This is a genomic window from Streptomyces sp. NPDC006879 (assembly GCF_042869595.1).
Classification (GTDB): Bacteria; Actinomycetota; Actinomycetes; order Streptomycetales; family Streptomycetaceae; genus Streptomyces.
On sequence record NZ_JBIAGC010000010.1, the window covers coordinates 149,481 to 175,337 of the forward strand.

Consider the following 25,857-nt stretch of genomic DNA (forward strand, 5'->3'; position numbering starts at 1 on the left):
TCCAGCTCGACGCAGATAGCTCGCGCCCCCACGGTGTAGACCATGACTCCTGATCCGTTGCTCACAGGTGGTGCAGCCGACATGGACGGAACGGTCCGCTGCGACTGCACCACCAAGCGTAGCGGATCAGGAGCCAAGATCGCCGGGGAATCCGTTCAGGTGTGGACCCCCGACCAGGCGGAGCAGTGCGGAGCTCAGTTCCCTTGGTTCGGCGAGGACGAGGTCAGCGCCGGTTCGAATGAGCGCGTGGGGCCCGGCGAAGCCCCAGCCCGCGCCGACCGCTGTCACACCTGCGGCTCGGGCGGCGTGTATGTCGGTATCCGTGTCTCCGACGAACACGGCGTTGCTGGGAGCCGCCCCGAGCTGGTCGAGGGCAAGGAGGAGGCCATCGGGCGCTGGCTTCGGCGTTGCGTCCTCGTAGCAGACGACGGTGTCCAGCAAGTCGATGACGTCGGGCGGCAGAAGCCAGTGCAGGCACCGGCGACTTCGCAGGGTGACGACGCCGGTCGCGACGTCGGCGGCCTGCAGCTCGGTGAGTGTCTCGCCTACGAACGGGAAGACCTTGGCGACGAGGGTGGCCGTGGCGCTGGCCGCGTCCCAGCGGCTCTCGTCGATCGATCTGTCCAGCCCGAGGTGGGCGAGTACCTGCTCGCGCGGGATGGTCTCGGCTCCGGGCGGGAGGTCGTCGATGGTGACGCGGCGGTCGAGTGCGGAGGTCGCGAAGCCTGCCAGGGTGGCGAGCTGGGCGGCCCGGCTGTCGACGAGGACACCGTCGAGGTCGAAGAGCACGGCTCGCTTCATGAGGCGTCACCCGGCCGGGGTGCCGACAGGTCGACCTCGGTAAGCAGCGAGCGGAGGGTGACACGGTGCTCGGCGAGCACCACCCGACCGCCGAGCGGGCGCTCCAGCACACACAATGCGTCGGTGACCGGGGCTCCGGCGACCCTCAAGGTGTTCGTCATGGCGAGCAGCTGGCCGCCGGAGCGGACAACGTCGTCGACGAGAACGGTGCGGCGGCCGTCGAGGGCGGCTCCTTCGATCTGGCGGCGGGAGCCGTAGCCCTTGGGGCTCCGGCGCAGGAACACGGCCGGCAGGCCGGTGACAGCCGACAGGGCGACGACGAGCGGGACGCCGCCGAGCTCGATGCCGGCCAGCAGCTGGGCGTCGTCGGGGACGAGGCTGGCCATGGCGGCGGCGGTGTCACGCAGGAGGGCAGGGTCGGCGGCCAGGCGGTACTCGTCGAAGTAGGTGTCCAGCTGTTCCCCGTTGGCGAGGTCGAACGGACCTTTGACACAGGAGGCTTCGGCGAGCCGGGCGGTGAGGCCGGCCAGTGACGTGCTGGTGGTCATGCTCCTCCGATCGGGGCTGTGTCGAGCACGGCGAGGTGGGCCCGGAAGGCGTCGTCGGTATCGGCGACGGTGAGGAAGCCGAGTGGGCGGGTCGGGGTCTCGTACAGCCACTTCTCCTCGCGCAGGAAGGCCAGCAGGCGAAGGGCGGTCGGCCCGGCGAGGCAGACCGGTACGGGTCGGACCGTGGTCGCGTAGTAGAGCGCAGCGGTCAGCTCGTGCAGCGTGCCAACGCCGCCGCCCATCGCGACGATCAGGTCGGCGCTCTCCAGGTAGTGCTGGAGACGGGCGCCGAGATCCGGCAGGTGGATGGACGTGGTGGTGTGCGGATTGAACGCTCCCCACGCGTCGTGCTTGCCCGCCAGAGTGACAGCGGTGACGGTGGTGCCCTGGGAGGCGACTCCTCGTGCGGCGGCCTCCATCAGGCCGTTGTAGCCGCCGTGGAGGAGCGCGTACCCGGCCTGGGCGAGCGCCCGGCCGATCTCCTCGGCCAGGTCTTCCTCCTCGGTGGAGGCAGGGACGACGCCGCCGAAGAAGACGGCGGTCAGGCCCTCGCGGGTGGGGCTGGTGGCCGGGCCCGCGAGGTGGGGTGCGTTCACACCAGCTCCTGGTAGGCGCGGTAGGCGTCGACTGCGTCCCGCAGCCCGTCGAGTGCCTCGGGGCAGACCCGGTCGACGAGGGCGAGTATCCGCTCGATCGCCGCGTTGACGTCGGTGGCCAGCGGGACCGCCGGTCCGCTGATTGCCACGTTGAGGTCGCTCACGCAGGCCCGGCCGATCGGGGTGACGGCGATCTCCTCGCCCAGCTGGTACCAACCCCAGAACCGGGAGGTGGGCGCGAGAGCGGCCTTGATGAGGTCCTTCGTCGCGGTATGCAGCCGATGCCACTCGGAGTATGCGACGAACCGCTGACCGCGCTTGATGCGCTTGTGCAGCAGTACGGCCAGTACGAGGTGTTCGATCACCAGCTCGGTGCAGGTGCGCGGCCGGGCGGCGAACTCGATGGCGAAGCGCTCGGCCACCGCGACCTCGTCCATTCCGGCCGGTGCCGGCTGGCGGTCGAGGAGCGAGGCGGTGGCGATGCTCGCCTGCAGGTCCGGGAGACGGGAGGCCGGTGCGAGGTAGAGGTCGATCTGCTGTAGGCGGCCGTCGTCGGGGACGAGGAAGACCATGCCGACCCCACCGAGGTCGGCGACGATCGTGTCGCGCCAGCCGGGGAACAGGGCGCCGGCCTCGACGGACATCAGGTCGTCCAGGGTTTCGGCGAACGCGGGCAGCTGAGCATCGTGGACGCCGACGACGAAGTCGACGTCCGACAGGCGGTCGGCCGTGCCGTGCGCCAGCGAACCACGGACCAGCAGGTGGGTGACGGCAGGGGAGGTGGCCAGGATGTCGGCGAGCTTCGACAGGAGCGGGAGCTGGGCCGGTCGGTTGGCGTGAGTGAGTGCGGTCAGTTGCAGGGTGGACATGCTCGTCCTCCGTTCGGATTCGGGCGGGGTGAACCGTGCGAGACGGGCGGTCGGTCAGGCCGTGAGGGCGAGGAGCCGGTTCTTCGCCGTCGTCCACCGCGTGGCGGCCTCCGCGTCGCCGAGCGAGGTATGCAGCTCGACGAGCAGGTCGTAGACCGCGCCTTCGGGCAGGGCGTACGTGTAGAACAGCCGCAGCAGCATCCGCTCGGCCGCCTCCGTGTAGCCCAGGGCGACCATGCCCCGGGCGGCCTGAAGTCGTTCGGCGAGCACCATCGGGTCCGCGTCGGGGAGGGGCTCGGCAGCGGCCGGGTGGAGGGTCGGGCGCCGGGCCAGCCGCTCGTAGGCGTCGTCGGCGTACACGTCGGCGATCAGGTGCACGCGCTCGGGGCCGAGGAGGTTGCACACACCGTGGGCGTAGGTCGGCGTCAGCCGCCAGATCCGCCCGCCTGCCATGTGTACCTTCGCGCCGCCGGTGACCAGGAACGCGGACGTGTTGGTGTGCAGCGGGATGTGCAGCCGGTGCCGCTCGATCTTGTCGAGGTCGTCGTAGTCGCGGTGCTCCCAGAGGAAGGCGTTGGGCTCAAGCCTGGCGAGCCGCACCCACATGTAGTTCAGGCCGAGTTCGCCCAGCAGCGCGGTGGTGGCCGGCATCTGCGTGAGGAGGTCGGTCGGCTTGGCGGTGCAGTCGCCGATCGTCACATCGGCCGCGTCGCCGGAGGCGTTCATGAGTGAGGTGGTCCACCAGCCGCCCGACTGGTAGGCGCTGTACTCCGCCTTCCAGGGGGCCGGGGCGGTCAGGGCCTCGTGGCGCATCCGCTCAAGCCGGGTGGAGTCGATGCTGTCCAGCTGGGCGATCTGCCCGGCCAGGGTGGTCAAGGTGCTGTCCATCAGTTCCCTCCCGTTGGCGGCCCTGCGTGTGCGGGCCGGTAACCATGTGGTGCTGCATGGGTTCGGTTGAGCGGTTGCTGCGACCGCATCGACCGATATCGCGCTTCGAATACGCACCCGTGGGGCGCCCATCCCCGCCCGGTGCCCGCTTGAAGGGCACCGGGCAGGAGGTCTGCTCAGGCCGGAGCGTCGGCGTCGGGGGCCGACCAGGCGGAGGCCGCCTCATCGGTGTGGTCGGCGTGCACCGTGGCGGCGCCGAGGGTGCCGAATCCGGCGGCCATACCGAGGGCCCACAGCCACGCGAGGACCGTGCCGAGACGGTCGTGGGGCTGGTCCGTCACCGGGGACTCTGCTGCTGCTCGCGGAGTTCGATGGCCCGCGACAGCTGGCCGTGGAACAGCTCCACCTGCCCGGGAGTGAGCACCAGCGTGGTGCCTTCGGTGGTCTCGTCCAGGTGGTGGAGCGTGATGGGCATCGAGACCCGCTCGGTGTCGTGGTTGTACGTGATGTCGCTCCGGTTCGGTGTGGCGTAGCCGATCACTGGACCTCCATGACGAAGAAGCAGCGGGGGATATCCGAAAAGCCCGCAGAGCGTGGGTGGTTGGGCCGTTTACTTGGTAAGAACCTTGCGCGTCCGCTGCGCTGCGGGGCCAGGAGTGGATGTGTACGGCGCCGGTGTACGCATCAGGGGGAAGGGAGCGAACGTGCCGCAGCCGTCCAAGAATCTGGATCCGACCAGGTCTCCGCAGGACTGGTTCGGTGCTCACCTGCGCCACTGGCGAAAGGTCCGGAGGAAGACACAACGGGAGCTGGCGCTCGAAGTCCACGTCAGCGCCAGTACCATCGCGAAGATCGAGAAGGCCGAGCGGCCCTGTGACCTGGCGTTGGCGCGCAGCCTCGATGACGCACTGGACACCGGCGGGATCCTGGCGTGGCTGTGCCTGCGCACGGGCACTGATGCGGACAACACAGTCGGCGATGCGTACAACGCGACGGTAGCCCCTGCGCTGCTGGGCCCACCGGGGTTCCCAGGCGTTGCGCCGCCGATGACTGGAAGCGCCACCGACGACGGGAGCCATGGGGACCGCGGTTCCTTCCTCGGCGCCTCTGGGGCCGCAGCCCTGTTAGGCGGTACCCCGCTATCCCACCTGATCAAGCCCGCCGAGCCCTCCCGTCTGCCCTCAGCCGTCCGGTCCGAGGACATCGAGCAGGTCGAGGCCGCGGCGACAGTGCTCGCGGGGTGGGATCACCACTACGGCGGCGGAGGCATCGTCCGCACCGCCGCCGAAGCGCAACTCCGCTGGGCGTCGGCGCTCCTCGAACTGCCCTGCCCAGAACCCATGCGGGCCAGCCTCTTCGCAGCCGCCGCCCGACTCGGCATGGTCGTGGGCGCGGCGGACTTCGACGCCCACGCCCACCACGACGCCCGTCGCGTCTTCGCCTTCGCCGCCGCCTGTGCGGAAGAGGCCGGCCAGTGGCACCTGAGAGCCAAGGTCTACTCGTACCGAGCACGTCAGGCCGTCTGGCTCGGGGCCTGTGACTCCGGCCTGACGTACGCGGAACTGGGGCTCGCCCACGAGAACCGGCTCACCGGCACCGAGCGGGCCATGCTCCACACCGCGAAAGCCCGCGCGCTGGCCAAGGCCGGCGACGTGCAAGCGACGCTGCGGGCGGTCGGACAGGCAGACGATGCCTTCGCACAGGCCCGTCCCGGCGAGGACCCGCCCTGGATGGCCTACTACGATGCCGCCCAGCACGCGGGCGACACCGGGCACGCCTTGTACGACCTCGTTGCCGTCGGGTACAGGCCGGTCACGGCCGCAGACCGCCTGAGAACGGCCATTGATGGGCACACAGAGGCGTACGTGCGATCCCGTACGTTCTCCATGACGAAGCTGGCTTCTCTCACGATGGCCACCGGAGACCCACATGAAGGCGTCGCCATCGGGCATCAGGCCCTTGACGAAGTCGTGAAACTCCACTCCCGCCGGGCAGCCGACGGCATGCAGGACCTGGCTCGGCTCACCGCCGTGCACCGAACGACCCCCGAGGCGGTCAAGCTGCGCGACCGCATCAAGGAGACGATCAAGACGTGACCCTCGCCCCCGCCGACAGCGCTCACGTCTCCCGTGGAGTCCTCACCGAGGTCTGCCGTGCCCTCGGGCTGGGTACCGAGGGCGCCGAGCCGATCAGGATCGCGGAGAACGCGATATGGCGGCTTCCCGGGCAGCTGGTGGCCCGGATCTCCCGCCCTGGTGGCACTCCCGCTGCTGCGCGTGAAATCGCCGTCGCCAACTGGCTCGCTAGCCACGGCATCCCCGCCGTACGGCCCGCCCCAGGTCTCGACCAACCCATCACCATCGACGGCCGGGCCGTGACCATCTGGGAGGAACTTCCGCCTCACCGGGACGGGAACGTCCGCGAGGTCGCCCACCTCTTGAAGGCCCTCCATGCCCTTCCGGAGCCGGACTTCGACCTTGAGCCGCTGGAACCGTTCGGGAAGATCCGTACCAGGCTCGACCAGGCGAAGGCCATCAGCGAGCGCGAACTTGAATGGCTGTACGGCTACACCGACGAGCTCGAAGCAGCATGGCACCAGCTCGTGGAGAGCCCTGGCCTGTCTCGATGCGTCCTGCACGGGGATGCCTGGGTCGGCAACGTCGCCTCGGCCGACGACGGCACGGCCTACCTCCTCGACCTCGACAGCTTCACCGTCGGCCCGCGGGAGTGGGACCTGACGTCGACCGCCGTGAAACTCACGTCCACCAGCGGCATCACCCGGCAGGACTACGAGGACTTCTGCACCGTCTACGGAGCGGACGTCACCTCCTGGGACGGGTACGAGGTCCTGCGGGACATCAGGGAACTCCGGATGACGGCTTACGCAGCCCGGATCACGACCGAGCACCCCGACCATCCCCATGCCCGCCACGAGACCCAGTACCGAATCGAATGCCTCATGGGAGCTCAGGGGCAGCGGCCCTGGAGGTGGACTGCGGTGCCGTAACGGCAGGGACACCGGCGACGCCCAGGCCGCGGGTTGTTGAACGGCGATCACCGAGGTCGCCATACGCTCACGCCCGGCGACCGTCGTGGGGTACTCGCGATGGGCGAGGTGCTGGTGGGTAGCGCGGCCGGCGTCGTGGCACTGAGGATCACGGAAGCGTGATAAGAAGCGAAGGACTGTGGACACCATGGCAGACACGACCTCTCGCGCTCCGGGACCTGCTGCGGCGGGTGCGCAGGTCATCCTGAGCAACGAGCCCGGCTCGTTCGCCTGGGGGGTGATGGCCAAGCGCCACCCCGCCCTCATCAAGCAGGTACGGGACGCGTTCCCGTACGGCCCCCGCCAGCACGACGCCCTCGATGCCCTGCTGGACGAGATCACCCACGGCGCCATCGAACCGCTGGCCGACAGAGAGCACGATTACGAGAGCTGGATGGGCTGGGGGCAAGGGCGCTTCTGGCAGTCCTGGTACGACGCCCCGTTCCTGTGGGCGGAGAGCTACTTCTACCGCAAGCTCCTCGCTGCCGTCGGGTACTTCGGAACCGGCCCGTGGGGTGGGGTCGACCCGTTCGCCCCGTTCAAGCAGGCTGAACTCCGTGGTGAGGCGGTCGATGAGGAGCTGCGGGCCCTGGACGCCCTGGCCGACGTGGCGGTCGACGAACGGGCCACGGCCCTGCTCCACGCCTCGCTCTGGGGCAACCGCGCAGACCTCGGCTTCCGTGTGGTGGAGGGCGAACCGGCCGCCGATGCCCCCGAAGCCTCGACCCTGGTCGCCGACGACAGTGCTCTGCTGTGGGAGCTCCTGCCCACCGGGGCCGCCTCGACCGTCGCCGTTGTGGCGGACAACGCGGGCCGCGAGTTGATCCCGGACCTGATCCTCATCGACCACCTCCTCGAACACGGTCGCGCCGAACGGGTAGTGCTCCACGTGAAGCCCTACCCGTACTACGTCTCCGACGCGATGACGGCGGATGTGGTCGACTGTCTGCGCCGTCTCACCGATGCCTCGGGTGAGGCAGGCGGGATCGGCGGCCGCCTGTGGAAGGCCATGGCGGCCGGGACCCTTGAGGTCCGCTCGCACCCGTTCTTCTGCGCGCCGCTGCCGTACGAGGAGATGCCCGCGGACCTCCGCAGCGAGTTCGAGGGCGCCGCACTGACCATCCTGAAGGGCGACCTCAACTACCGCCGCTTGGTGGGCGACAGGCATTGGGACGCCACGACGCCGTTCGCCGACCTCACCGGATACTTTCCGGGGGCCGTCGCAGCCCTGCGCACGCTGAAGTCCGACGTAGTCGCCGGCTTGGAAGCCGGAGCGCTGGACTCTCTGGAGCGATCGGGCACGGCGTGGCGTACGAGCGGGACGCACGCTCTGATCCAGGTGCGTCGGTAGGTGCCTTGGGCGGGGTGACCTCGCGGGTAGTGCTGAGTCAGTGGGCCACCTCGGCGACAGGCGGATGGCGGGTGGCGCGAGCGGATTTCTTGCCGTCGGCCGTACTCGGCATCGACCTCAAGCCCGAGGAGATCACCGACGTGCTGGCACCCTCGGGGACGAGGGCGCGATGCAGCCCGACTGATGCGCGAGCATGCCGCCGGGGCCAACGCTGAAGTGCGTTGACCCCGGCGGCGTTGGTCAGAAGGTGTACGGGGTGAAGCGGCGAGGTGGCTCGATCACGAGGCCGAGCAGTCGGTCGAACTCGGCCTTCTCGTCCTTGGTCATGAGCTCGACGGCGTTGCCGAGAGTCTTCGTGGTGAGCTGGTCCATGAACGGGGCGAGGAATCGGTTCAGGGATTCCGGGGCCTCCTCCAGCGTCCGCGTGTATTCCATGTAGCGACTGTGCTGTGCCGCGAACTCTTCGAACTCGGCGCGGGTGGCGTGCAAGGCGGTGGCCTGTTCCTCCTTGGTGAAGGGGCGGCCGTCTATGTGGGACCAGGTGTTGGTGTCGCGTCGGTACTTGAAGTTCGAGTCGCAGAGGAGGGCGACGATGTGGGGGCGGATTTCGGTTTCGGGCATACGGGTGCTCCTGGGGAGGGTGTGGTGGGTGGGGCTGTACTTCAAGGGTCTGGAGAATCCCCGGTTTGGCTAACCGGGGATCGTCGGTTACCTTCATCCGCCCTTCTTTGGTCAGCGCCGCCGGGTTGAGTCGGTCGCAGGCGCCGCCGCCTGCTGTGCGGCGCGCGCCGCAGGCGGTGTGCGCCGGCTGCCTCGGGCGGCCGGGGTGTGCAGGGCGTCGGGGGCGGCGGGCAGGCGAGCGCTGCGGCGCAGCCGCCAGACGAGGACGTCGCTGATCGAGGTGGCGGTGTCGAGCTCGCGGCGGCGAGTGGCGTCGGCCAGCAGGGCGGCCGGGTCATGGCCGGCATTTCGGGCGTCGTCGAGGGTGGCGGCAAGGGCGGGCCAGCCGGGTTCGGACAGAACCTGCTCCGCCAGCTCAGGCAGCGCCTGGCGGACAAGGTCGGCCTGCCGCTGCTGCACGCGCAGGGCCAGGTGCTGGCCTCGCCGCCGGAGGACGGCCATGGGATGGGTGGCGGCTGCCCCGTAGGCGGCGCGCAGGTGCTCCGCAGCCTGGAGTGCGGCTGCTGCCTGCTGGGCGTGGTGCTTCCTGTAGTGCCAGGTGGCGGCGGCGGTGGCGAGGAAGAACGCCATGTCGATGACCATGGCGGTGGTGGCGCCGTCCTCGCCCCGGCCCAGGGCTGGTCCGCTGTGGATGAGGTCGCGGGCGGCTTGGCGCAGGGCGCGGTCGTGGCCGCGTTCAGCGCGTACGTGGGAGCGGGCCGCCCGCTCGAACGCGGTGGCCGCTTGGCTCAGCTGGTGGCGGGTGTGGGCGGCGGAGGTCTTGGCGAGGGCGTCGAGGACCTCGCCGACGGAGGCGATCTGGGCGGCCACAGTCCCGTCGCCGCCGTGGTCGATGAGGAGGACGGCCTGCCAGAGGGCACCGGTGGCGAGCCGACGGGCGAACGCGGGACCGCTCGCCGGGACCGCGGTCGGCTGGGTCGGTGCACCGGTCCAGCGCTCGCGGATGCGGGGCAGGGAGAGGTCGGGCGCGAGCTTCGACCCGGAGTAGAAGACCGGCAGCCCGTCCTTGTTGCGGTCCTCGGGCAGGGCAACGGTGTAGCCGAGGGTGTCGCCGGAGGGGGCGGTCCGGCGGCGGACGAGGAGGCCGGCGGAGGCGAGGCGGTCGAAGAACTCCGTCTCCGAGGCGGTGCCCGCAGCGGCTCGGCGGACGGTCTCGCGCAGTTCCTCGCGGGCGGTGCGGTCCCGGCCCTGGCGCTTGGCTTTGTGGCGTTCGGCGCTGGTGGGGCGTTTGGCGGCGGTGCCGTCTCCGGGCGCCACGCGGTGCAGGTCGTAGTCGGCTTCGATGCGGCGGCATTCGGCTTGGGCGCGCTGGCCGGAGCGGTGGTGGTCGGGTTTGCGGCCGTCCTCGCGGACGAGGATGGCGATGAGGTGGATGTGGTCGTCGGCGTGGCGGACGGCCGCCCAGCGGCAGCCCGCGCCGTCGCCGGGGTCGATGCCGGTGGCCGCGATGACGCGATGGGCGATGTCCGCCCACTCGGCGTCGGTGAGCGTCCGGTCGCCCGGTGCGGTACGAACGGAGGCGTGCCAGACGTGCTTGTCCGGTCGCCTGTCGGCGGGGAGGAGGTGCAGGGGTTCATCGAGGAGCTGCTGGAGGTCCTCCTCGGTGGAGTTTCGGTCGCGGCCGGGGTCGGGGGCGAGGCCGTCAAAGGAGGCGACCAGGTGCGGGTCGGTGTGCTCCTCGCTGCGGCCGGCGCCGTAGAGGTAGGCGATCAGTCCGGCGGTGCTGGTGCCCTGTTTGTGGATGGACGGGATCAAGCGGCCTGGATTCCTTCGGGGTTGGTCATACGGGTGGTGACGCGGCGGATGTCCTCGGCGGCGCGGAGGACGGCGGCGATGGTGTCGTCGAGTCCTTCGGGGGCGACGCCCAGGTGCAGGGCTTTGACCGCCTGGTTGAGGTTGTTGTTGGCGATGCCGAGCTGGCGTCGCAGCGCGAACAGGGTGGTGAGGACGTCCTGGGTGGTGGCGATGACGGCAGCGGTGCGGTCGAGGTCGCGGGCGGCGGCCAGGCCGGAGGTGGCGAGGAAGCCGGCGACGCTCATGCCGACGGCATCGGCGCCGGCGGCGATGCGCAGGTACTCGGGCTCGGTGAGGCGGACGCTGTGGGCGGGGCGCTGCTTGCCGGCGCGGACACGGGGCTTGCCCCGGCGCCTGTCCGGCCGCGGTCCGCCCTCGGCCGCCGCCTCCCCGTCCCGTGCCCCCTGGCGCGGGACCGTGCTCGCCACCCCCGGGGCGGGCTCGGGTTCGGACGCGCCCCCTGCGGGGGAGTGTCCGAACCTCCAACTTGCTGCCCGGTCGGTGGCTGATGTCGAGGCTGCGTGCTGCTGGTCGTCGGGGGAGGGGAGAGCGGGCTGATCGTGCATGGAGGAACTCCTTGCGGTGGAGGTGGAGGTGGATGTGGATGGGGGTGAGCTGGGCGAGGAGCCGGGGGCGGGCTTGGCGCACGGCAGCGAGAGGTATGCGTGCCAGGTTGCTGCCGGCGTGGCTGAGCGAGTGGAAGACCTACGGACCAGCAGGAGCCGCTGGTCCGTAGGTTCCCGTTTCGGCGTTCCGTGCCTGACCGGATATCCGGTCAGCCGCTGGGAGCGCTGGTGGCGGCGTTCAGTTCTGCTAGCAGGCGTGTCCGGAGCTCGGTGAGCCGGTCCTCGGCGATGGGGAACCCCGCGTCACGCACGGCGTTCCGCAAGATGGAGCGGGTGGCCTTTCCGTGCACGGCGATGGCCTGGCGGCCGATGGCGAGTAGTTCGTCCATTTCGGCGCCGGGAGGGCGACCGTAGCGCTGCGCCATCAGGTCGCCTTCCTCAGCGGACGGCTCCGAGCCGTCGCGGGCGGGGCGCGTTTCGTGCAGGGTCGGGTGGAGCTGCACGGATGTGGGCGGCGGGCAGTCGGGACGCTCGTCGGGGTCGGGGTGTTCCCAAGCGTCCTCGTCTTCCGGGCTATGGCTTGCTCCCGACAGGCTGGGTGAAGGTGTCGGCTCGGAGGGGAGCGCGGTGTTCCGGGCCGGGATGGGCTCGACCCAGGGTGAAGGCAGCTCGATGGTCGCCAGCGCTGTGGCGTGACGGCGGGCGGCGAGCTGCCGCAGTAGGTCTTGGCGCTGGCGGTCGTCGATGGCCACCGAGGCTTGGGCGACGGCCTGCGAGAGCCGTCGTGCGATGCGCCGGCCTTGCCACCGGTTGCGCTTGGTCGGGGTGAGTTCGGCGAGGCGTGTGGCCAGGGCGACGGCCTTGAGGGTGGCACGGTCGCGGGTGATCTGTGCAGCGTCCCGGTCGCGTACGGCGATGCCGAGGCGGGAGAGGAGGCGTTCGCGTATCTCGCGGCCGATCTTGGCGAGGACGCTGTGGGACGCGGCTTCCGGCTTGCGGAGACGCAGTTCGATGCCCATGGCCTCGTGCCAGAGCGCCGCGGCCAGAACCGGGCCCACGAAGGCTCGCACGGTCCCGCCGATCAGGCCGGACTCGGCGTACGCGGGGATTACCTGCACGGCGGTGATCACCCAGGTCAGGGTGCCCGGCAAGCCTGGTGCCTGCTTGGGGCCGTGGAGGTTCTGCCGTGCCAGCAGCGCCGTGGCGAACAGGGCGAACTCCGCGGCGGCGAACATGGCGGCGCGTTCGGCCGTGCCGCCCATGTCCAGGTAGTGGGCCGCGAACCGCCAGCTGGTGTCCGCGCTGTAGGCGGTGCAGCCGACCGCGGCCAGCGCGGCCACGATGACCGCGGGCGATCCGGGCTTGCGACTGCCGCTGGTCCGGTGTGTGCGCTGCTTGACCAGCCACATGATCAGCAGCACGGAGCAGGTCAGCGCGAGCGCGGTGAGCGCGAGGGAAGTGGCGTTCCATTGCCCGACTACGGGCAGGGCGAGTGGTGTCATGCAGGGGTCTCCAGAGACCCGCCGCGCCATGTGGGTGCGGGCGGGCGGTGTGGTGAATGCGGGGAGGTGGGTAGGCGGCGCCGGTGGGGGCCGGTGCTACGAGGCCAGGGCGCGGCAGCACGGTCGAACCGGAGGCGGCGGAACCGCGGGTGCGGAGAAGCGGCTCAGCGACCGGCGGAGCGAGCGGGGTCCGTACGGTGGGCGCTGGTGCCGCCCGGCACGGTGGCAGGGCGCGGTACAGCCACTTGCCGGGTGCGGGATGCGGAGGCGAGGTCGACGCGGGATGGGTGGGGTATGGCGCGTGGGGCGTTGCCCCGTGCGGCGCCGTCGAGGCCGGTGCGTCGGTTGCGGCAGGGTTCGCCTTCGTGGGCGTGGCACCACGGGCACGGGATGCTGAGGGCGTCGGGCTGTCCTGCGGCGGTGGCGGCTTCGCGGGCGGCACGGGCGGGCCGGTACCGGGCGAGCTGGGCCCGTGCCTCGGGAGGGATCACGGATCCGACGGAGCGCCGGCGGGTCTCGATGTCGGGGTGCGGGCCGGCGGTGAGCTGGCGGAGGGTGGACGGCGCTGCCTGGCCGACGGCGACGGCGTGCCGGGTGCCGAGCAGTTCGGACCGCCAGGCGGCCGGGTCGTCCGGGTCGGCGACCGGTGTGGGATCGGTGTGCCGCTCCAGGCGGTCGCGGCGGTAAGCGCCCCACTTGCGGGCGACGTCCACCGGCAGGACCGGATAGGGCGAGGCGACGATGTGGGCCCGTACCGCTTCGCGGGCGTCCCAACCGTGGGCGGTCGTGGCGGGCACGTCGTGCAGGAGTTCGTGCCACTGGGCGATCCGGTCAAGGGCAGTGCCGGTGTCCGTATGGGTGGTGCGGGGGTCGAGGCACCCGATGTAGGCGAGCAGGGCGGCGATTTCGCGGCGGTCCAGGGTGGTCACTCCGTTCCGGTGGGGGTGTTGCGGGCTTCGAGTTCCGTGAGGGCGTTGAGCAGGGCGGTGGCGTGCTGTTCGGCGCGGGTCTTTCCCGCCGCAGGAGCGGTGGAGGCACCGCCGCCGGGCAGGGAGCGGAGGTACGGGCGGCCAGCAGCGGGGGTGCGCTCGCGGGTGATCCACTCGCGCCAGTCGGCGGACCAGGCGGCGGCGGTGCGTGGTGCCCAGACGGTTCGGTAGGTGCGCCACTTTTCGTCGGCGGCTCGCAGGGCGTGCTCGCCGAGCCGGTCGAGGTGACCTTGCTGCCGCAGCCACGCCTGGGTGGCGTCGTCGATGTGCCACTGGGTGGCGGGGATGAGCGCAGAGCTGCTGCTGCTCTTACTACCGTTCACCTTTGGTTCACTACTGTTCTGGGGGTCGGATTCCGGCCCCCTCCCGGGTCGGATTCCGCTCCCCCCGGGGGTTGGATTCCGCTCCCCCGGGTCGGATTCCGGTCCCCCTTCAAGCGGCTTCACAGGGTCGGATTCCGACCCTGCGGGGGCCGGATTCCGCTCCCCTTCCAGGGTCCGCTTGGCGAGGAACCTGGCCACGTCGGGGAGGTGGTAGTACCTCTCGCCGCGAGGGCCCTGGCGGTCGTCGAGCCACACCAGCTCGCCGCTGGCGATCAGCTTGTCGAGGGCGGCCCGGACGGCGCTGCGGGAGGCGTTGGCCCGCTTCATGAGGGCGGTGACCGAGGCGTACGCGATGCAGCGGTCATCGACACACCGATCGGCGATCAGGACGAGGATCAGGCGGGCGGTGCCCTTGCTGCGGCTGTGGTCCCACACCCATGCGCGGGCGTCGTGACTCATCGGGTGGCGGCTCCTTGGTGAGGGCGGGCAGGGGGTAGCCCGCTTCGGGGTGAGGGGAGGGGGAGTGTGCGGGTGACGGCGAGGCTGCGGCACAAGGCGCGCGCTGCGCAGCCCCGGGCTCGACATGCCGGTCTTGCCGTGCCCCGGATTCAGCGTTCGGGGCGCATGGACAAGACAGCCACATCCGTTCGCGCAAGTCCAGCATTCCGCCACGGCGGCAAACAGCCCACGGCGAACACGTCCTTGCGTCCACATAAAAACGGTAGACCCGAATCCCCGGTTGACGAAATAGTGCAGAAAATCTCCGGGATGAATTGGGGCAAGCCGTAACGCTTCGACGGTGTGCACTGCTGGCATGCTCTCCGGTGCCACCGGCCGGACACCCTGGGCAGGTCAGAGGCGTGCCCCACTGCCGCGTCCACCAAGCGACCGGTCTGACGATCCATTATTTGGTCAACCGGGAAACCCGTGCTATGTTTCGCAATTTTCTGCGGCAGGGTAGGGAACCTGACAACAAAGCGGGGGAATGTAACAGCAGATCCCCGGTTACCGAAACCGGGGATCCGGAGTTACAAAATATCCATGCCTCCAACGCCTCTGGAAATCGGTCCGGCCGGAAAGCGGGCTGCCCGCGCCATCGAGCGAGCCCGCACCGCCCGCGGTGTCGCCCAGCGCCAGCTGGCGGCCCGCGCCACCGCGCTGGGCCACCCCATGACCGTCACGACCATCTCCCGCATCGAACGCCGTCGACGCCGCTGCGACGTCGACGACCTCGTCGCCATCGCCGCTGCCCTCGGCGTCTCCCCGCTCGCCCTGCTCCACGGCACCCCGTAGCGAGCCGCGCCTGCAGCCACCCCGCACGCCGCAGACGCTCAGCGACGGTCGCACCGGAGCTTCGCCATCGATGCGACCGGCCCCCACCCCGCCACACGACAGAAGGATCACCTTTGCCCCGAGAGGTCAGCCTGCCCGCTCTGCCCCGCCTGTTCCGCCCCGAGGAGATCGCTGCCGCTCTCGGCTGCTCTACCTGGTGGGTCAAGGACCGGGCCCGTCGACGCCTCATACCGTTCACGTACGTCGGCGGCGCGTACCGCTTCACCGCAGACCACCTCGCCGACATCGTCCGGCTTCACGAGGAGCGCCCCGCCCGTGCCACCTCACGGCGCCCCGCTGATCCGGCCCCTCAACCGAAGGTCGCCGTGGCACTGCGGAAGCCCGACCCGACAATGCCTGTCACACGCCTGAGGGCCCGGCCCCCGCGACGCGCGCTCAAGTCCCAGTACGGCACCGCCGCGTAACCGCTCAGCGCAGGACCCACACCACACAGCCACAACAACGAGAGGAGAACAGTGGGGTACGGCGAAAGACGCGCCGGCTACTGGCGGGGCCGCTACAAGATCGAGGAGGGAAAGTACGGCACGGTCGCCGATCCGACCGGCGCGGTGGTCAAGTTCGCCACCAAGCGGGAGGCCAAGCAGGCGGCCGACGAGGAAGAGGCCAAGGTCCGGCGTGGCAGCTGGCGCGACCCGTCGCTCGGACAGGAGACGTTCGGCGAGTACGCCAGCCGCTGGTACGACGACCAGGACCTGGCCGCCTCCACCATGCAGAACTACCGGCGCCACATCGAGGAGCACCTGCTCCCCGCCTTCGAGGACAAGGCGCTCGCCACGATCCTGCGCAGGGACGTCGACGCCTGGGAGAAGAGCGAGAAGGCCGCGTACGCGGCCTCCAGCGTCAAGACCTGGCGCTCGACCCTCCACCTGATCTTCGAGGACGCGATCGACGAGGGCCTGATCACGGCCAACCCGGCGGCCAGGCGCCGCGGCCGAGGCAAGCGCGCCGGCCGTTCGCGGGACCGGGGACCGGAGAAGGTCATCACCGATGCCCTCGGAGTCCTGTTGACCGCCGAGCGGGCTGCCCTGCTCTCCGGCCGTGACGACGAGTTCGTCGCTGTGGTGCAGAAGGGGTACACCGGCATGCGCTGGGGCGAGATCGTCGGTCTGGAGACGGAGTTCGTTCGCCGCGACTCCGTACGCGTCGAATGGCAGTTGTACGAGCTGGACACCGGCGAGTTCGTGCGCTGCCCACCGAAGGACGACAGCTACCGGACCATCGACACGATGGACTGGCTGTCCGCCCTGGTCGCCGACCACATCGCCCGCACGAAGCCGCAGCCCTGCTCTTGCCACGGCAGGACCTACGTATACCGCGGGCTCGGCACCGCCCGCACCGGCGGCCACCACGGCGCGAAGCTCGTCGACGTCGCTCGTCACGCTGGCGTCTCCACGGGCACGGTTTCGAACGTCCTCAACCACGCGGACCGAGTCCGTGAGGAGACCCGCGTCCGCGTCGAACTCGCCATTGCTGAGCTTGGGTTTATTCGCAACGGGCTGGCCTCCGGCGACCCGGCTGCCCACTGGCGCCGCAACGGCTTCGCCACCTGGCTCTTTCGACCGGCTGCCGACGGTTGGTACCCGAGGAAGGCTCCGCAGGAGGCCCGCCCGGTTCCGATCGTTGGCGAACCCTGGCCCGGCATCCCCGTCCGAGGCCGCAACGCCCAGGGCCGCGCCGACGCCTGCTGGCTCCCCATCGCCAAGGGACTCACCCCGCACGGCCTGCGCCACTCCCACCGAACCGTGATGGAGGACCTCGGTACGGAGAAGGTCCTGATGGACGAGCGTATGGGTCACCTCGACGGCTCGGTCTCCGCCCGCTACGCCCACGTCACCCCCGGCATGCGCCAGCGCCTCATGCTCGGCCTCACCGAGCAGTGGGTGGCGTCCCTCGATGCCCGTCGAGCGATGAGCCCGAGGTCGCCGGTCGCTGCTCTCGACCGCCTGCTGGTGGCCGTGCCCTGACCGGGCGGGGCCGACCGCGCCACGTCGGCCCGGTCCCCCCTCGGTGGGCGACCGGGGCCTGAGGCGTCCTATCCCTCGGCCGCCGGCGCGCGGCCGACGATGTCGGACAGTGGGCCGCGATAGGTGGTGCCCAGTTTTGTCACCACGGCTGCCGTGGGGCCGGGGCCGTCCTTCATCCGGCTTACGTAGTTCTCAGGCAGCAGCACGCGATCTCCCACCGCGAGGGGGCGGCTCCCACGCCATCGGTACGTGTACCTGCCGACCTCGACGACCTGATGACCGCCCACCTCATAGACACGGTGCGCGCCATCCAGTTGTTCCTCGAGATCCTTGACGCGTTGCTCCAGCCGTTCGATGCGGGACTTGGACAGACTGGCGCTGCTCTCGCTACCCGATCGGTAGCCTTCGCTCCAGCCACGGCGATGGGCTTCGGCCACTGCCTTGTCCTGCTCGGTGGCGTGGGTGCCGCATGCCACATCCGAACCTGACACCCGGATCTTGCACGGGCTGCCCGAGCGGGTCGGCCGTCCGCAGGTCCGGTCTGAATGGTCGATCATGCGCGATGGCCCCTTCGTGTGGCTACAGACAGATCCTCTCCTAGGAGCCCGCCCTGGGAGCAGGAAATCGGACAAACGCCGGACTTTCCGACTGGACCGCTCTCCCCAGCGCTTCTGACGAGCGGGCACCGGCTCGTCGGGATCGCTTGTCAGAGGCTGGGCAGCACCTCCCCCTCGTCAGCCGCTCGACCTGATGAGTCGCTGACTCCTCCGTCCGCGGTACGCGGGACGCCTGCACGTCGGGAGCGCTGATTAGTGCGTCGGCGACAGCAGCCGTCGAACTGGTACGGCGCCCGCTGCAGCATGACCCGTTAGTTCCCCGCACTGCGTTGATCTGCCCCAAGCATTCGGATGTGGCGCCATACATGCGCGTAGCTGCGGTGCACCGCGCTAATCCAGGAAGGAACAGAGCTCCAGTCGGCGGCCACCTCGCGCTCGCCCCACGCCACCTGCATGATCCGGCGATCACCAGCGAAGGCCTCGACAAGGTCACGGCGCAGGAAGAGCAGGTGGCCGCGCCAGGGCTTGTCCGCGCGGAGGACTGCGGAGGCGCGCTGGCCATCCAGGCCTACGAGGTCGACCGTGCCAGGCAGTTGGCGCAGACCGAACTTGGTAGCGAACTCGAACGACGGCACGTCAAAGCTTCCGCCGAGTCCGATTTCCGAATTGCTGTCAGGGGTGAACTCCACAGCGATCTGGTCGAGCCCGATGCCGTCGTCCTGCCAGTCGCGACGCAGCGCTCGGTACGGGAAGACGCCTGAGGCGTCGTCGTCGAGGGGCAGCTCGAACCGGGGGCTCCACGGCATCTCAGCGGCCAGCACGTTGCGGACCATCGGCAGGGGAGGGAAGAAGTGGTTTCCCGGATACTCGTGCTCGCTGGCGAGCTGTTGGGCGGGTTCCACATTTTCCGGCTCCAGCAGGAGGGTCCGGAAGAACCCGAACACAGTCCGCCCGTCGTGACGGTGGTCCAAGTACCCCTCAACTAGGAGCCAGCCGCCCTTCACTCCGTGGATCTCCTCGGGTGACCACAGCTGGTCTGGGACATCCACCGTCCCCGAGGTAAGCCAAGTCCGGTCGTCGGTCGGTTCCACGGGGGCCCACAGGGGAAGAGGCATGGGCGCCACCGGGGGCCTGTCGGGGAAGGTCGGGTCGATGTCGGGCATCAAGCGTTCTGCGTCGCCGAAGGGGGCCGGTGCGTGGCCGACATCCACGAGGCGGCCAACCATTTCGTGGTAGGCGATCCAGCCATACTTCTTGCCGTACCGCTCCACCCTCCTCTTGGAGCTGTAAGGCCGCTCGGCGTTCGCAGCAATGGACTGGTCAACGCTGCCGAATTCTTTCTCGCGCCAGCCCAGTTCCCAGACCCGGGCCATGACCTCGGCGCGAGCCCTGCGGTAGTCCGGGTGGGCGAAGTCGTAGTTGTTCCTGCCGTTGATGGCGGCCCCGATGATGTAGTTCTCGAAGTCCATGCCGAAGGTGCGGGCGCACTCTCCGGCGTTGGGGTCGTCGTCCTCCATCACCTCAGCGGGCGCCACGGCAGCGAACCTAGGCGCGAAGGCGTCGACCTCGTCCGGGACGGCGGCAGGGTGGAGAGCGCCGGCGAGTTCATAGGTGGCCCGTACGTGGCCGCGCAGTTGCTCATGGGAGGTAGGTGTGGTCCCGCCGTCGAGGAAGCGGCGCAGTTGCACTAGCCAGTCTCGCAGCGCGCCTTCGAGCGGTCCGCCGGGATCTGGCATCTGGTGGGCGCTGACGGCGCCGAACGCTGCGGCGACCACCCGTTCGACGACGTAGGGGTCATCGATATCGAGCATCTGGGCGGCGAGGTCGAACAGTCGTTTGGGTTCTGGCCGGCCGTAGCGCTGCAGGGCTTTCGTCGCCAGGTCCCGCAAGCTCGTGTCCGTGGAAGTCAGTAGCCAGGCGATGGCCAGTGCGTCCAGATCGTCGCTCTCGGCGCGATTGCTGTTTCCGGACCACCTAACGATTGCTCGTTCCAGGTCTGCCGTCAGCCGGCCTGGAGCCTGGCCTCGAGCCCATTCGGTCCAGCGCAGGTCACGTTCCGGAAGGGGCAGCTGGCGCAGGACGCGGTCGAGGAATACGGCATTCAGGCGGTGTGGGGCAGACCTGCGGATCTCCCACAGACGGCTGAAGGCTGGTCGGCCCTTCCGCTTGCTGGGATGCGCGGTAACGAGCGCGGTTGCGAGCGCGTCGACGGTCTCGTCGTCGAGGAATTCCGACTCGGTGGTGAGTTCCTGGGCGAGCACCAACGAACGGTGCTCATCCGGGGCGACGCGCCACAGGTGGTGCCGGGTGAAACGGCGTGGCAGCAGTGAGATGAGACTGATGACGATGTCCTCGCCAAGGGGGTGCGCTTGGTCGCCCAGGAGGGACTGCCAAAGAGCTGTCTCCGCGAGTTGCTCGTTGACGTCCGCGGGGGGAATGCGCACCAGAACCGCGTCGGCGATCAAGTATCCAGCGAGGCGGTCAAAGACGAATCCGCACTCAGTGTCGTCGGAACCCCTGATCTCCTCGCGGTAGATCACTCCCTCCTCTACGAGGCGCCGGAGCAGGCTTTCGTCCCAGTTCGGCTGGTCAGCGTCGAGGATTGTTCGCGCTTCGTCGAACGGAAGCCGACGGACGTTGTGTGTCCACATGTGTCTCGCCAGAGACGTGAGGCGGCGCTGGATCTGGTCGGCCGGCACCGGGATGCGAGCCGGATCCTGGGCCAGCCGCTTGACCACGCCCTTGCGGTACAACTCGAAGACACCGATGAGAGACTGAGGCAGCGCCTCCACGCCCACCGGCACTCGGCGGTCGTGGTTTGCGGCCTCGCAGTACATGCGGACGAAGAGCGGGTTGTGGAACTCTTCCATCGGTAGCCAGGCGTCAGCCGGGCTGATCAGGTAGTGACGGAAGTAGACGCGGAGGATGTCTTCGACTTCCGCGCGCTGCCACTCCAGCTCCAGGTGCACCGTGTCCTTCGGGAGGGCCTGGTCGGCGAGCGCCTCGCGGAGGGTGACGATCACCGCCACGTGGGGGTAGGCGCCCAGGGCAGGTGTCAGTCCGGCGAGGAGTGGCTTCCACTCCGAGGGCCGTTCGGCCTCGTTGAGGCCGTCGATGATCAACGGAATCCGGCAGCCGGCGCGGTGACCGGCTGAGTTGAGAGCTTCCAGCAGGTCCTCGAAGTAGTCGACCTTGAGTCCGGGGATCCTTCGCGCGAGGTCGTGGAGGGTCCAGCCGGCGCGCAGGTTCCCTCCCTGGATGAAGACTCCTGCCGTGGGCTGGTCGCTTGGTGAGGTCATCTGCGCGGCAAGGTGCGTCTTGCCCTGTCCTGCGGCGGCGATGACGGCGAGTAGCGGGGCTTCGGTGTCCGCCCGTGTGTCGTGCAGCCACTGGACGATGTCGCGGATCTCCGCGCCGAGACCGGTAACCAGCAGCGCCTCGGGTAGGCGACGCTGCCTCAGTTTGAGGACCAGGCGTCGCAGCGTTCGTGGAGAGGTTGCGGGCGGTCGCTGTCCGGCGAGGCGCTCGCGGACCTCCCAGGGCCGGAGGCTCCTTCCAGCGTCAAGGACCTCCCGCAGGTCGTCGACGAATCGGTCCAGGTCGTCGGCAATCTCTACGGCGTTTTGGCGGAAGGTGGTGTCGAGGCCGTCGATGGCTCCGCGTAGTGCCTGGATCCGGGCTGCGATGTCGTCGGTGCGCTCCTGCAGCCACCCGAAGGACGACGGGCGCAGCAAGGCCCGGTCGATGCGATGCTCCACGTGGTGGGAGGTGTGCAGCCGTGGCGTCCACCGAGCCTCGATGGGTGCAACGGATCGCTTGTGGACTTGCCCCAGTACGTCTGCCGTGAGGGCGAGTTCACCGAAGAAGGTGGAGCGAAGCTCGTCGTGTCCCGCGAGTTGTTCGTCGTAGTTCTCGGTGGACCAGAGTTTGACGCTAACCCCCTGCTGACCGAGTCCGTTGATCCACTCCTCGTCCCCCTTGGCGGGCCGCTCAGGAAGGCAGAGCACAAAGTCGGTCAGCCCTACGACGTGCTCGATGGCCTTGGAGAGCGAGTCCTCGATCTGCTTGCGCTGGCTTGCGCTGAGCTCATTCTTGCTGTTGAGGATGAACCACTTGCACGACCAACCCCAGACGCGGCCGGGGTCGCCGAGAGCACCGGCGTGGTCGACGCGCAGGTAGAACTCGACGCCGGGCTGGTTGCGGCGTTCCCGCATCGTGCCCAGCGCGCCATAGCGGCGGGAGACGATGGCCCGTGTGAGCGCTTCGAAGTTCCGGTCGGCGGCGCCGGGCAGACGTTCCAGCTCAGTCAGATCCACTGTCGCTCCGATTGCTTGCATCCGACCGAGTGATCGCGTCCTCATCCCATTCGTGACGGGAGAAGATCTCGACTTTCGCACCGTAGTGGAGAAGCGCCTTCAGGAATCCCTGGACGTCGGACTCGTCGGTCCAGATCCGGACCGTCTCTCCGGTGCGGGTGACGGTGTGGTCAAAGGCGAAGACGTCGACGTCGTACCTCCCCATGTCGTACGCCTTCATTTCGGCGAGTGCTTCGCCGAGTTCGCGAGGCATGCGCTCGCCTGGGCTCTGCCAGTCGTCATCCGACCACGCGTTCTCGGCAAGAGCCTTCAGAGCCTCCATGCGCTCCTCTGCTGCCTTGGCGCCGGTGACCGTCTGAAATCGGCCGATCAAGACCAGGTCCATCGAGTGCTCCGAGCCGTAGCCGTTCCAGATCCTCATCGTGCCTCCCTCAAGGCCAGCACGGCCTCCATGATGGAACTTCCGACTGACAATCCCGTGGGCGCGTAGGCGTGAGGGCGCAGGACGCCGGCCGCGTCGACGTGCATGTGCGCGTCGAGGGGGTGCTCGCCTGGGACGGCCGCCGCCGTGGGCAGCGCAGCTTCGAGGCCGGTTCGGGAGATCGCGAGCCGAACCCCGTTCTTGGCGCTCGCGGCCCATTCGACGAGGCGCTGAGCGTGGGCGTCGCTGATGCCGGGAGTTGCCGCGGTCGGCTGCTCCGGCAGAAGCAGGAGTTCCGACGCGCCTACCTTGTCGGCGAACTCGGCGAGGTCATCGAGTTCGTCGACCGTGTCGGCATTGATGACGGCGTTGATACCGAACGGGGCGAGGGAGCCGAGCAACGTGGCCGCCTGGACCACGGCTGCGAACGGTCGGCCGCGGAGCCGTTCGTAGGTGGCTCCTACCCCGTCGACTGACAGGCGGACGAAGTGCACGGCCCCGCGCAGGGATTCGATGAGTTCGGGTGTGAGCCGGTGCCCATGAGTCGTGAAGGTCACCGCCATAGACGTGGACTGGGCTATGTCCGAACACAGCTGAGCGAACCTTCTGTACGCGGTCGGTTCTCCTCCTCCGAAGCCGACACCGAGGCACCCGGCAGCATCCAGTTCGATCGCCCAGGCCAGCACACGCTCCCTGTCGAGAGCGGCGGCGTGCTTGGGTGCATAGCAGTATGCGCAGCGGAGTTCGCAGGCGTTAGTCAGCGCGACGGACAGGTACCGGGGAGCCCGGGAGAATTGAGCAGCGGGAACGAGGATCTCGTCGAGCAGAACGTTCACTCCCGAGACGCGGTCGAACAGGTGCACACCAGCTGCGGACAGGCGAATCTTGCACGTCACCGACAGCATGATGCCACCGCATCCCGTCATACCGGGAGGGGCCGTGCATGCTAGTCGGTTGCCGTGCCCGCAGTGGGGCATCGGGCGCGTTGTGACTGAGCGCAGCACTGTGAGGGTGCCGCGACGACAACCAGCGTCAAGGTGGAGCGGCTGTAGGAATGACGGCTGAGGCTCTTGATGGGGTCGGCCACGGGGACCGTGCCCTGCGCGCACGCGCTTAGAGATCCAACTGACCGCCCCGGCCGACTACGGGGGCCGCATTCGCGGAACGAGCAGGTCCGAGTGCGCTCAGCCGCCGCACTTCAGACGGTCTCACCGGGTACCCCTTGGGAGAAGCGGACCAAGATCTTCTCCCAGATTTCTCCCAAACGATCTCCGGAAACCACTCAGGGGCCTGATCCACTGAGTGGATCAGGCCCCTGACCTGGTCTTACGAAGTCGGGGTGGCGGGATTTGAACCCACGACCTCTTCGTCCCGAAGAAAGTACGGATAGCTCTTCGACCTGCACTCTTTGGTTCCGATGCAGGTCAGAGCGTTGGTGTGCGTTGGTCTGGGGAGGCGTCGAAGGGAACGGCTTTCATGATCCACTCCCCGCTCGCTCCCCGCCACTCCCGGGAGTGGCCGAGCGGTCAGGCGTCGGTAGTGTTGCCCTCGCGCCTGGCGGAGGGCAACAGGAGGTCCCGCTCGGGGTGTTGCTCGCCGGAGACGCTGCCATCCACGCCGAGGTCGACGCGAGCCGACTCGTGGAAGGCGTTGATCGCCCGGAACACGGCACGGTTCCGCTCGCGCCACTCTTCCAGGGTCCCCTCGACCTTGCCGCTGGCCTGCCAGTCGACCTGGAGGGCGACGGCGTTCAGCTCGTGCGCGGCCTCGACCACACCGTCACCGGCAAGGAGCATGATCCGCTCGAAGGCTCGGCCGCGGGTCCGGCCGGCCTCCGACATCTCCGCCAGCAACTCCTGATCTGGCTTGTCGCGCTCCCGCAGGCCCTCACGGCACTCGTAAAGGTGGACCGCCAGGAAGATGCAGGCGCGGACGCTGTCGATGTAGCCCTCGTAGGCTTCGAGCTTCTTGGTGTCCCATCGGGTCACCAACTCGTGCTTCTTACGCTGACGCTCCATGGCATACGTCGTCAGGTGAGTGGTGAGCGCGCCCAGTAAGACCGCGGCGATCGTGACCCACTGCTCGGCGCTCCCCACGCGTCCCCCAGAAACGGCGCTCATCTAGATGTCTAGAGGATCGTAGGAGTCGTTGCGGCATAGCGCAGGCTGGGGCTACCGCATGGCTGAAACAGGGGGTGAGGCTTCCCCTTGATCGTGGACACCTGGAGACTGGGACCTGAGGTTCCAGAGGAAGTAGCACCAGGTGGGAAGCAAGTACACGAAGCGGTACACCGAGGAGTTCAAGCGGGACGCGATCGCGCTCGTCGACTCCTCGGGCAAGACGGTCACCGCCGTGGCCCGGGAACTCGGCATCAGCTCCGAGTCCCTGCGCGGCTGGTACCGCAAGGCCAAGGCCGACCGGGGCGAGGGCCCGGGCGGCGAGCTGACCAGCGCCGAGCGTGAGGAACTGCGGCGGCTGCGGCGGGAGAACCGCGAACAGCAGCAGACGATCGAGATCCTGAAAAAAGCGACCGCCTTCTTCGTGAAGGAGAACGACCGGTGAGCGAGCTCTACCGGTTCATCCACACGGAGAAGGCAAACTACCCGATCACGTTGTTGTGCCGGGTGCTGCACGTGGCCCGCTCCTCCTACTACGCGTGGCGCGAGGGCGAGGCGGCCCGCCAAGCCCGACTGGCCGCCGACGACGCGCTCGCCCACGAGATCACCGTGGTGCACATCGCCTCCCGCCGCACCTACGGTGTCCCGCGCATCCACGCCGAACTGCGGCGTCTGGGGCGGCGGGTGAACCGCAAGCGCGTCGCCCGCGTGATGCGCGAGCGCGACATCCGGGGCGTCACCCGGCGCAAGAACCACTCGCTGACCCGGCCGGACAAGAAGGCGAAGCCGGCCCCGGACCTGATCGGCCGCGACTTCCACGCCGAGCGGCCCGGGATCAAGCTGGTCGGCGACATCACCTACCTGCCCACCGCCGAGGGCTGGCTCTACCTCGCCTGCTGGCTCGACCTGGCCACCCGCGAGGTCGTCGGCTACGCCATGGCCGACCACCACCGCGCCGAACTCGTCGTGGACGCCCTCGACATGGCCCACGGCCGCGGCGGCCTGGAGCCCGACTGCGTGATCCACAGTGGCCGCGGCAGCGAGTACACCTCCGCCCAATTCCGGGCCCGAATACGAGAGTGAAGCTCCCCCGTGACCGTGGACAGCGGAAACTTACGCTGCGGGGGTGAAGTCGCGTTGCAGTCGGACCCGGGTTTCGAGTGGGGTGATGTAGC

Annotated in this window: 26 protein-coding genes; 8 read left to right on the forward strand and 18 right to left on the reverse strand. The window is 69.2% G+C overall.

What is annotated here, in order from left to right; translation table 11 throughout:
• Positions 1-126: 126 nt before the first annotated feature.
• The 7 genes from ACFYMC_RS11210 to ACFYMC_RS11240 all read right to left on the reverse strand — a co-directional run bounded on the left by ACFYMC_RS11210 (position 127) and on the right by ACFYMC_RS11240 (position 4,243).
• On the reverse strand, positions 127-801 hold the full coding sequence (locus ACFYMC_RS11210; protein WP_388522219.1) for an HAD family hydrolase: 675 nt from the start codon (positions 799-801) through the stop codon (positions 127-129).
• Positions 798-1,349: an orotate phosphoribosyltransferase gene (locus ACFYMC_RS11215; protein WP_388522222.1), complete on the reverse strand. Its 552-nt coding sequence runs from the start codon at positions 1,347-1,349 to the stop codon at positions 798-800. Before ACFYMC_RS11215 ends, ACFYMC_RS11210 begins: the two co-directional genes overlap by 4 nt.
• A complete protein-coding gene (locus ACFYMC_RS11220) occupies positions 1,346-1,945 on the reverse strand; it encodes an LOG family protein (protein ID WP_388522224.1) in 600 nt (199 codons plus the stop codon). Before ACFYMC_RS11220 ends, ACFYMC_RS11215 begins: the two co-directional genes overlap by 4 nt.
• Entirely contained in the window at positions 1,942-2,814 is an 873-nt protein-coding gene (locus tag ACFYMC_RS11225; protein ID WP_388522227.1) for a hypothetical protein, read from the reverse strand. Before ACFYMC_RS11225 ends, ACFYMC_RS11220 begins: the two co-directional genes overlap by 4 nt.
• Before the next feature lie 54 nt (positions 2,815-2,868).
• On the reverse strand, positions 2,869-3,702 hold the full coding sequence (locus ACFYMC_RS11230) for an aspartyl/asparaginyl beta-hydroxylase domain-containing protein (protein ID WP_388522230.1): 834 nt from the start codon (positions 3,700-3,702) through the stop codon (positions 2,869-2,871).
• 176 nt (positions 3,703-3,878) lie between these two features.
• Complete coding sequence (locus ACFYMC_RS11235) at positions 3,879-4,043, reverse strand: hypothetical protein (protein ID WP_388522233.1); 165 nt, start codon at positions 4,041-4,043, stop codon at positions 3,879-3,881.
• The gene (locus ACFYMC_RS11240) at positions 4,040-4,243 is read right to left on the reverse strand and encodes a hypothetical protein (protein WP_388522235.1); all 204 of its coding nucleotides are present in this window, start codon (positions 4,241-4,243) and stop codon (positions 4,040-4,042) included. Before ACFYMC_RS11240 ends, ACFYMC_RS11235 begins: the two co-directional genes overlap by 4 nt.
• A 163-nt stretch (positions 4,244-4,406) precedes the next feature.
• Between ACFYMC_RS11240 and ACFYMC_RS11245 the strand changes: the two genes are divergently transcribed.
• The 3 genes from ACFYMC_RS11245 to ACFYMC_RS11255 all read left to right on the forward strand — a co-directional run bounded on the left by ACFYMC_RS11245 (position 4,407) and on the right by ACFYMC_RS11255 (position 8,099).
• Entirely contained in the window at positions 4,407-5,798 is a 1,392-nt protein-coding gene (locus ACFYMC_RS11245; RefSeq protein WP_388522238.1) for a helix-turn-helix domain-containing protein, read from the forward strand.
• Positions 5,795-6,709, forward strand: coding sequence for a phosphotransferase enzyme family protein (locus ACFYMC_RS11250; RefSeq protein ID WP_388522241.1), 915 nt, complete (start codon positions 5,795-5,797; stop codon positions 6,707-6,709). The genes ACFYMC_RS11245 and ACFYMC_RS11250 overlap by 4 nt, the downstream gene beginning before the upstream one ends.
• 187 nt (positions 6,710-6,896) lie before the next feature.
• Complete coding sequence (locus ACFYMC_RS11255) at positions 6,897-8,099, forward strand: damage-control phosphatase ARMT1 family protein (RefSeq protein WP_388522244.1); 1,203 nt, start codon at positions 6,897-6,899, stop codon at positions 8,097-8,099.
• 240 nt (positions 8,100-8,339) lie between these two features.
• Here ACFYMC_RS11255 and ACFYMC_RS11260 read toward each other — a convergent pair whose 3' ends face one another.
• The 6 genes from ACFYMC_RS11260 to ACFYMC_RS11285 form a co-directional block, all read right to left on the reverse strand.
• Positions 8,340-8,720, reverse strand: a complete 381-nt coding sequence (locus ACFYMC_RS11260; protein ID WP_388522247.1) for a hypothetical protein — start codon at positions 8,718-8,720, stop codon at positions 8,340-8,342.
• A 111-nt stretch (positions 8,721-8,831) separates the two neighbouring features.
• Complete coding sequence (locus ACFYMC_RS11265) at positions 8,832-10,535, reverse strand: relaxase/mobilization nuclease domain-containing protein (RefSeq protein ID WP_388522249.1); 1,704 nt, start codon at positions 10,533-10,535, stop codon at positions 8,832-8,834.
• Positions 10,532-11,140, reverse strand: coding sequence for a plasmid mobilization relaxosome protein MobC (locus ACFYMC_RS11270; protein ID WP_388522252.1), 609 nt, complete (start codon positions 11,138-11,140; stop codon positions 10,532-10,534). The genes ACFYMC_RS11265 and ACFYMC_RS11270 overlap by 4 nt, the downstream gene beginning before the upstream one ends.
• 209 nt (positions 11,141-11,349) lie before the next feature.
• Positions 11,350-12,642 carry a hypothetical protein gene (locus ACFYMC_RS11275; RefSeq protein WP_388522255.1) on the reverse strand — a complete coding sequence of 431 codons (1,293 nt, stop codon included), beginning with the start codon at positions 12,640-12,642 and terminating at the stop codon, positions 11,350-11,352.
• Positions 12,643-12,806: 164 nt separating this feature from the next.
• The gene (locus tag ACFYMC_RS11280; protein ID WP_388522306.1) at positions 12,807-13,562 is read right to left on the reverse strand and encodes a hypothetical protein; all 756 of its coding nucleotides are present in this window, start codon (positions 13,560-13,562) and stop codon (positions 12,807-12,809) included.
• Positions 13,563-13,567: 5 nt separating this feature from the next.
• Positions 13,568-14,413 carry a helix-turn-helix domain-containing protein gene (locus ACFYMC_RS11285; protein ID WP_388522258.1) on the reverse strand — a complete coding sequence of 282 codons (846 nt, stop codon included), beginning with the start codon at positions 14,411-14,413 and terminating at the stop codon, positions 13,568-13,570.
• A 582-nt stretch (positions 14,414-14,995) separates the two neighbouring features.
• On the opposite strand from ACFYMC_RS11285, the gene ACFYMC_RS11290 reads away from it, so the two are divergent.
• The 3 genes from ACFYMC_RS11290 to ACFYMC_RS11300 all read left to right on the forward strand — a co-directional run bounded on the left by ACFYMC_RS11290 (position 14,996) and on the right by ACFYMC_RS11300 (position 17,271).
• Positions 14,996-15,247, forward strand: coding sequence for a helix-turn-helix transcriptional regulator (locus ACFYMC_RS11290; protein ID WP_359210162.1), 252 nt, complete (start codon positions 14,996-14,998; stop codon positions 15,245-15,247).
• A 113-nt stretch (positions 15,248-15,360) separates the two neighbouring features.
• Complete coding sequence (locus tag ACFYMC_RS11295; protein WP_388522263.1) at positions 15,361-15,711, forward strand: DNA-binding protein; 351 nt, start codon at positions 15,361-15,363, stop codon at positions 15,709-15,711.
• Positions 15,712-15,762: 51 nt separating this feature from the next.
• On the forward strand, positions 15,763-17,271 hold the full coding sequence (locus ACFYMC_RS11300) for a LacI family DNA-binding transcriptional regulator (RefSeq protein WP_388522265.1): 1,509 nt from the start codon (positions 15,763-15,765) through the stop codon (positions 17,269-17,271).
• A 68-nt stretch (positions 17,272-17,339) separates the two neighbouring features.
• On the opposite strand, the gene ACFYMC_RS11305 is transcribed toward ACFYMC_RS11300, so the two are convergent.
• The 5 genes from ACFYMC_RS11305 to ACFYMC_RS11325 all read right to left on the reverse strand — a co-directional run bounded on the left by ACFYMC_RS11305 (position 17,340) and on the right by ACFYMC_RS11325 (position 24,685).
• Positions 17,340-17,828, reverse strand: a complete 489-nt coding sequence (locus ACFYMC_RS11305; RefSeq protein ID WP_388522267.1) for a hypothetical protein — start codon at positions 17,826-17,828, stop codon at positions 17,340-17,342.
• Positions 17,829-18,139: 311 nt separating this feature from the next.
• Positions 18,140-22,144 carry an NACHT domain-containing protein gene (locus tag ACFYMC_RS11310; protein WP_388522270.1) on the reverse strand — a complete coding sequence of 1,335 codons (4,005 nt, stop codon included), beginning with the start codon at positions 22,142-22,144 and terminating at the stop codon, positions 18,140-18,142.
• Entirely contained in the window at positions 22,131-22,565 is a 435-nt protein-coding gene (locus ACFYMC_RS11315; protein ID WP_388522273.1) for a DUF6375 family protein, read from the reverse strand. Before ACFYMC_RS11315 ends, ACFYMC_RS11310 begins: the two co-directional genes overlap by 14 nt.
• Entirely contained in the window at positions 22,562-23,461 is a 900-nt protein-coding gene (locus tag ACFYMC_RS11320; protein ID WP_388522276.1) for a radical SAM protein, read from the reverse strand. Before ACFYMC_RS11320 ends, ACFYMC_RS11315 begins: the two co-directional genes overlap by 4 nt.
• A gap of 630 nt (positions 23,462-24,091) precedes the next feature.
• Complete coding sequence (locus ACFYMC_RS11325) at positions 24,092-24,685, reverse strand: hypothetical protein (RefSeq protein ID WP_388522279.1); 594 nt, start codon at positions 24,683-24,685, stop codon at positions 24,092-24,094.
• A 142-nt stretch (positions 24,686-24,827) separates the two neighbouring features.
• Here ACFYMC_RS11325 and ACFYMC_RS11330 point away from each other — a divergent pair, with 142 nt between their 5' ends.
• Together ACFYMC_RS11330 and ACFYMC_RS11335 are read left to right on the forward strand one after the other, a co-directional pair.
• Positions 24,828-25,127: a transposase gene (locus ACFYMC_RS11330; RefSeq protein ID WP_386980297.1), complete on the forward strand. Its 300-nt coding sequence runs from the start codon at positions 24,828-24,830 to the stop codon at positions 25,125-25,127.
• Complete coding sequence (locus ACFYMC_RS11335; RefSeq protein WP_388522283.1) at positions 25,124-25,765, forward strand: IS3 family transposase; 642 nt, start codon at positions 25,124-25,126, stop codon at positions 25,763-25,765. The genes ACFYMC_RS11330 and ACFYMC_RS11335 overlap by 4 nt, the downstream gene beginning before the upstream one ends.
• Positions 25,766-25,857: the final 92 nt, after the last annotated feature.

What these genes read in the sequence shown, in the direction of transcription:
- ACFYMC_RS11210 (WP_388522219.1), bottom strand. Translation starts at nt 801, where the DNA reads ATGAAGCGAGCCGTGCTCTTCGACCTCGACGGTGTCCTCGTCGACAGC.
- ACFYMC_RS11215 (WP_388522222.1), bottom strand. Translation starts at nt 1,349, where the DNA reads ATGACCACCAGCACGTCACTGGCCGGCCTCACCGCCCGGCTCGCCGAA.
- ACFYMC_RS11225 (WP_388522227.1), bottom strand. Translation starts at nt 2,814, where the DNA reads ATGTCCACCCTGCAACTGACCGCACTCACTCACGCCAACCGACCGGCC.
- ACFYMC_RS11230 (WP_388522230.1), bottom strand. Translation starts at nt 3,702, where the DNA reads ATGGACAGCACCTTGACCACCCTGGCCGGGCAGATCGCCCAGCTGGAC.
- ACFYMC_RS11255 (WP_388522244.1), top strand. Translation starts at nt 6,897, where the DNA reads ATGGCAGACACGACCTCTCGCGCTCCGGGACCTGCTGCGGCGGGTGCG.
- ACFYMC_RS11260 (WP_388522247.1), bottom strand. Translation starts at nt 8,720, where the DNA reads ATGCCCGAAACCGAAATCCGCCCCCACATCGTCGCCCTCCTCTGCGAC.
- ACFYMC_RS11270 (WP_388522252.1), bottom strand. Translation starts at nt 11,140, where the DNA reads ATGCACGATCAGCCCGCTCTCCCCTCCCCCGACGACCAGCAGCACGCA.
- ACFYMC_RS11275 (WP_388522255.1), bottom strand. Translation starts at nt 12,642, where the DNA reads ATGACACCACTCGCCCTGCCCGTAGTCGGGCAATGGAACGCCACTTCC.
- ACFYMC_RS11285 (WP_388522258.1), bottom strand. Translation starts at nt 14,413, where the DNA reads ATGAGTCACGACGCCCGCGCATGGGTGTGGGACCACAGCCGCAGCAAG.
- ACFYMC_RS11290 (WP_359210162.1), top strand. Translation starts at nt 14,996, where the DNA reads ATGCCTCCAACGCCTCTGGAAATCGGTCCGGCCGGAAAGCGGGCTGCC.
- ACFYMC_RS11305 (WP_388522267.1), bottom strand. Translation starts at nt 17,828, where the DNA reads ATGATCGACCATTCAGACCGGACCTGCGGACGGCCGACCCGCTCGGGC.
- ACFYMC_RS11315 (WP_388522273.1), bottom strand. Translation starts at nt 22,565, where the DNA reads ATGAGGATCTGGAACGGCTACGGCTCGGAGCACTCGATGGACCTGGTC.
- ACFYMC_RS11325 (WP_388522279.1), bottom strand. Translation starts at nt 24,685, where the DNA reads ATGAGCGCCGTTTCTGGGGGACGCGTGGGGAGCGCCGAGCAGTGGGTC.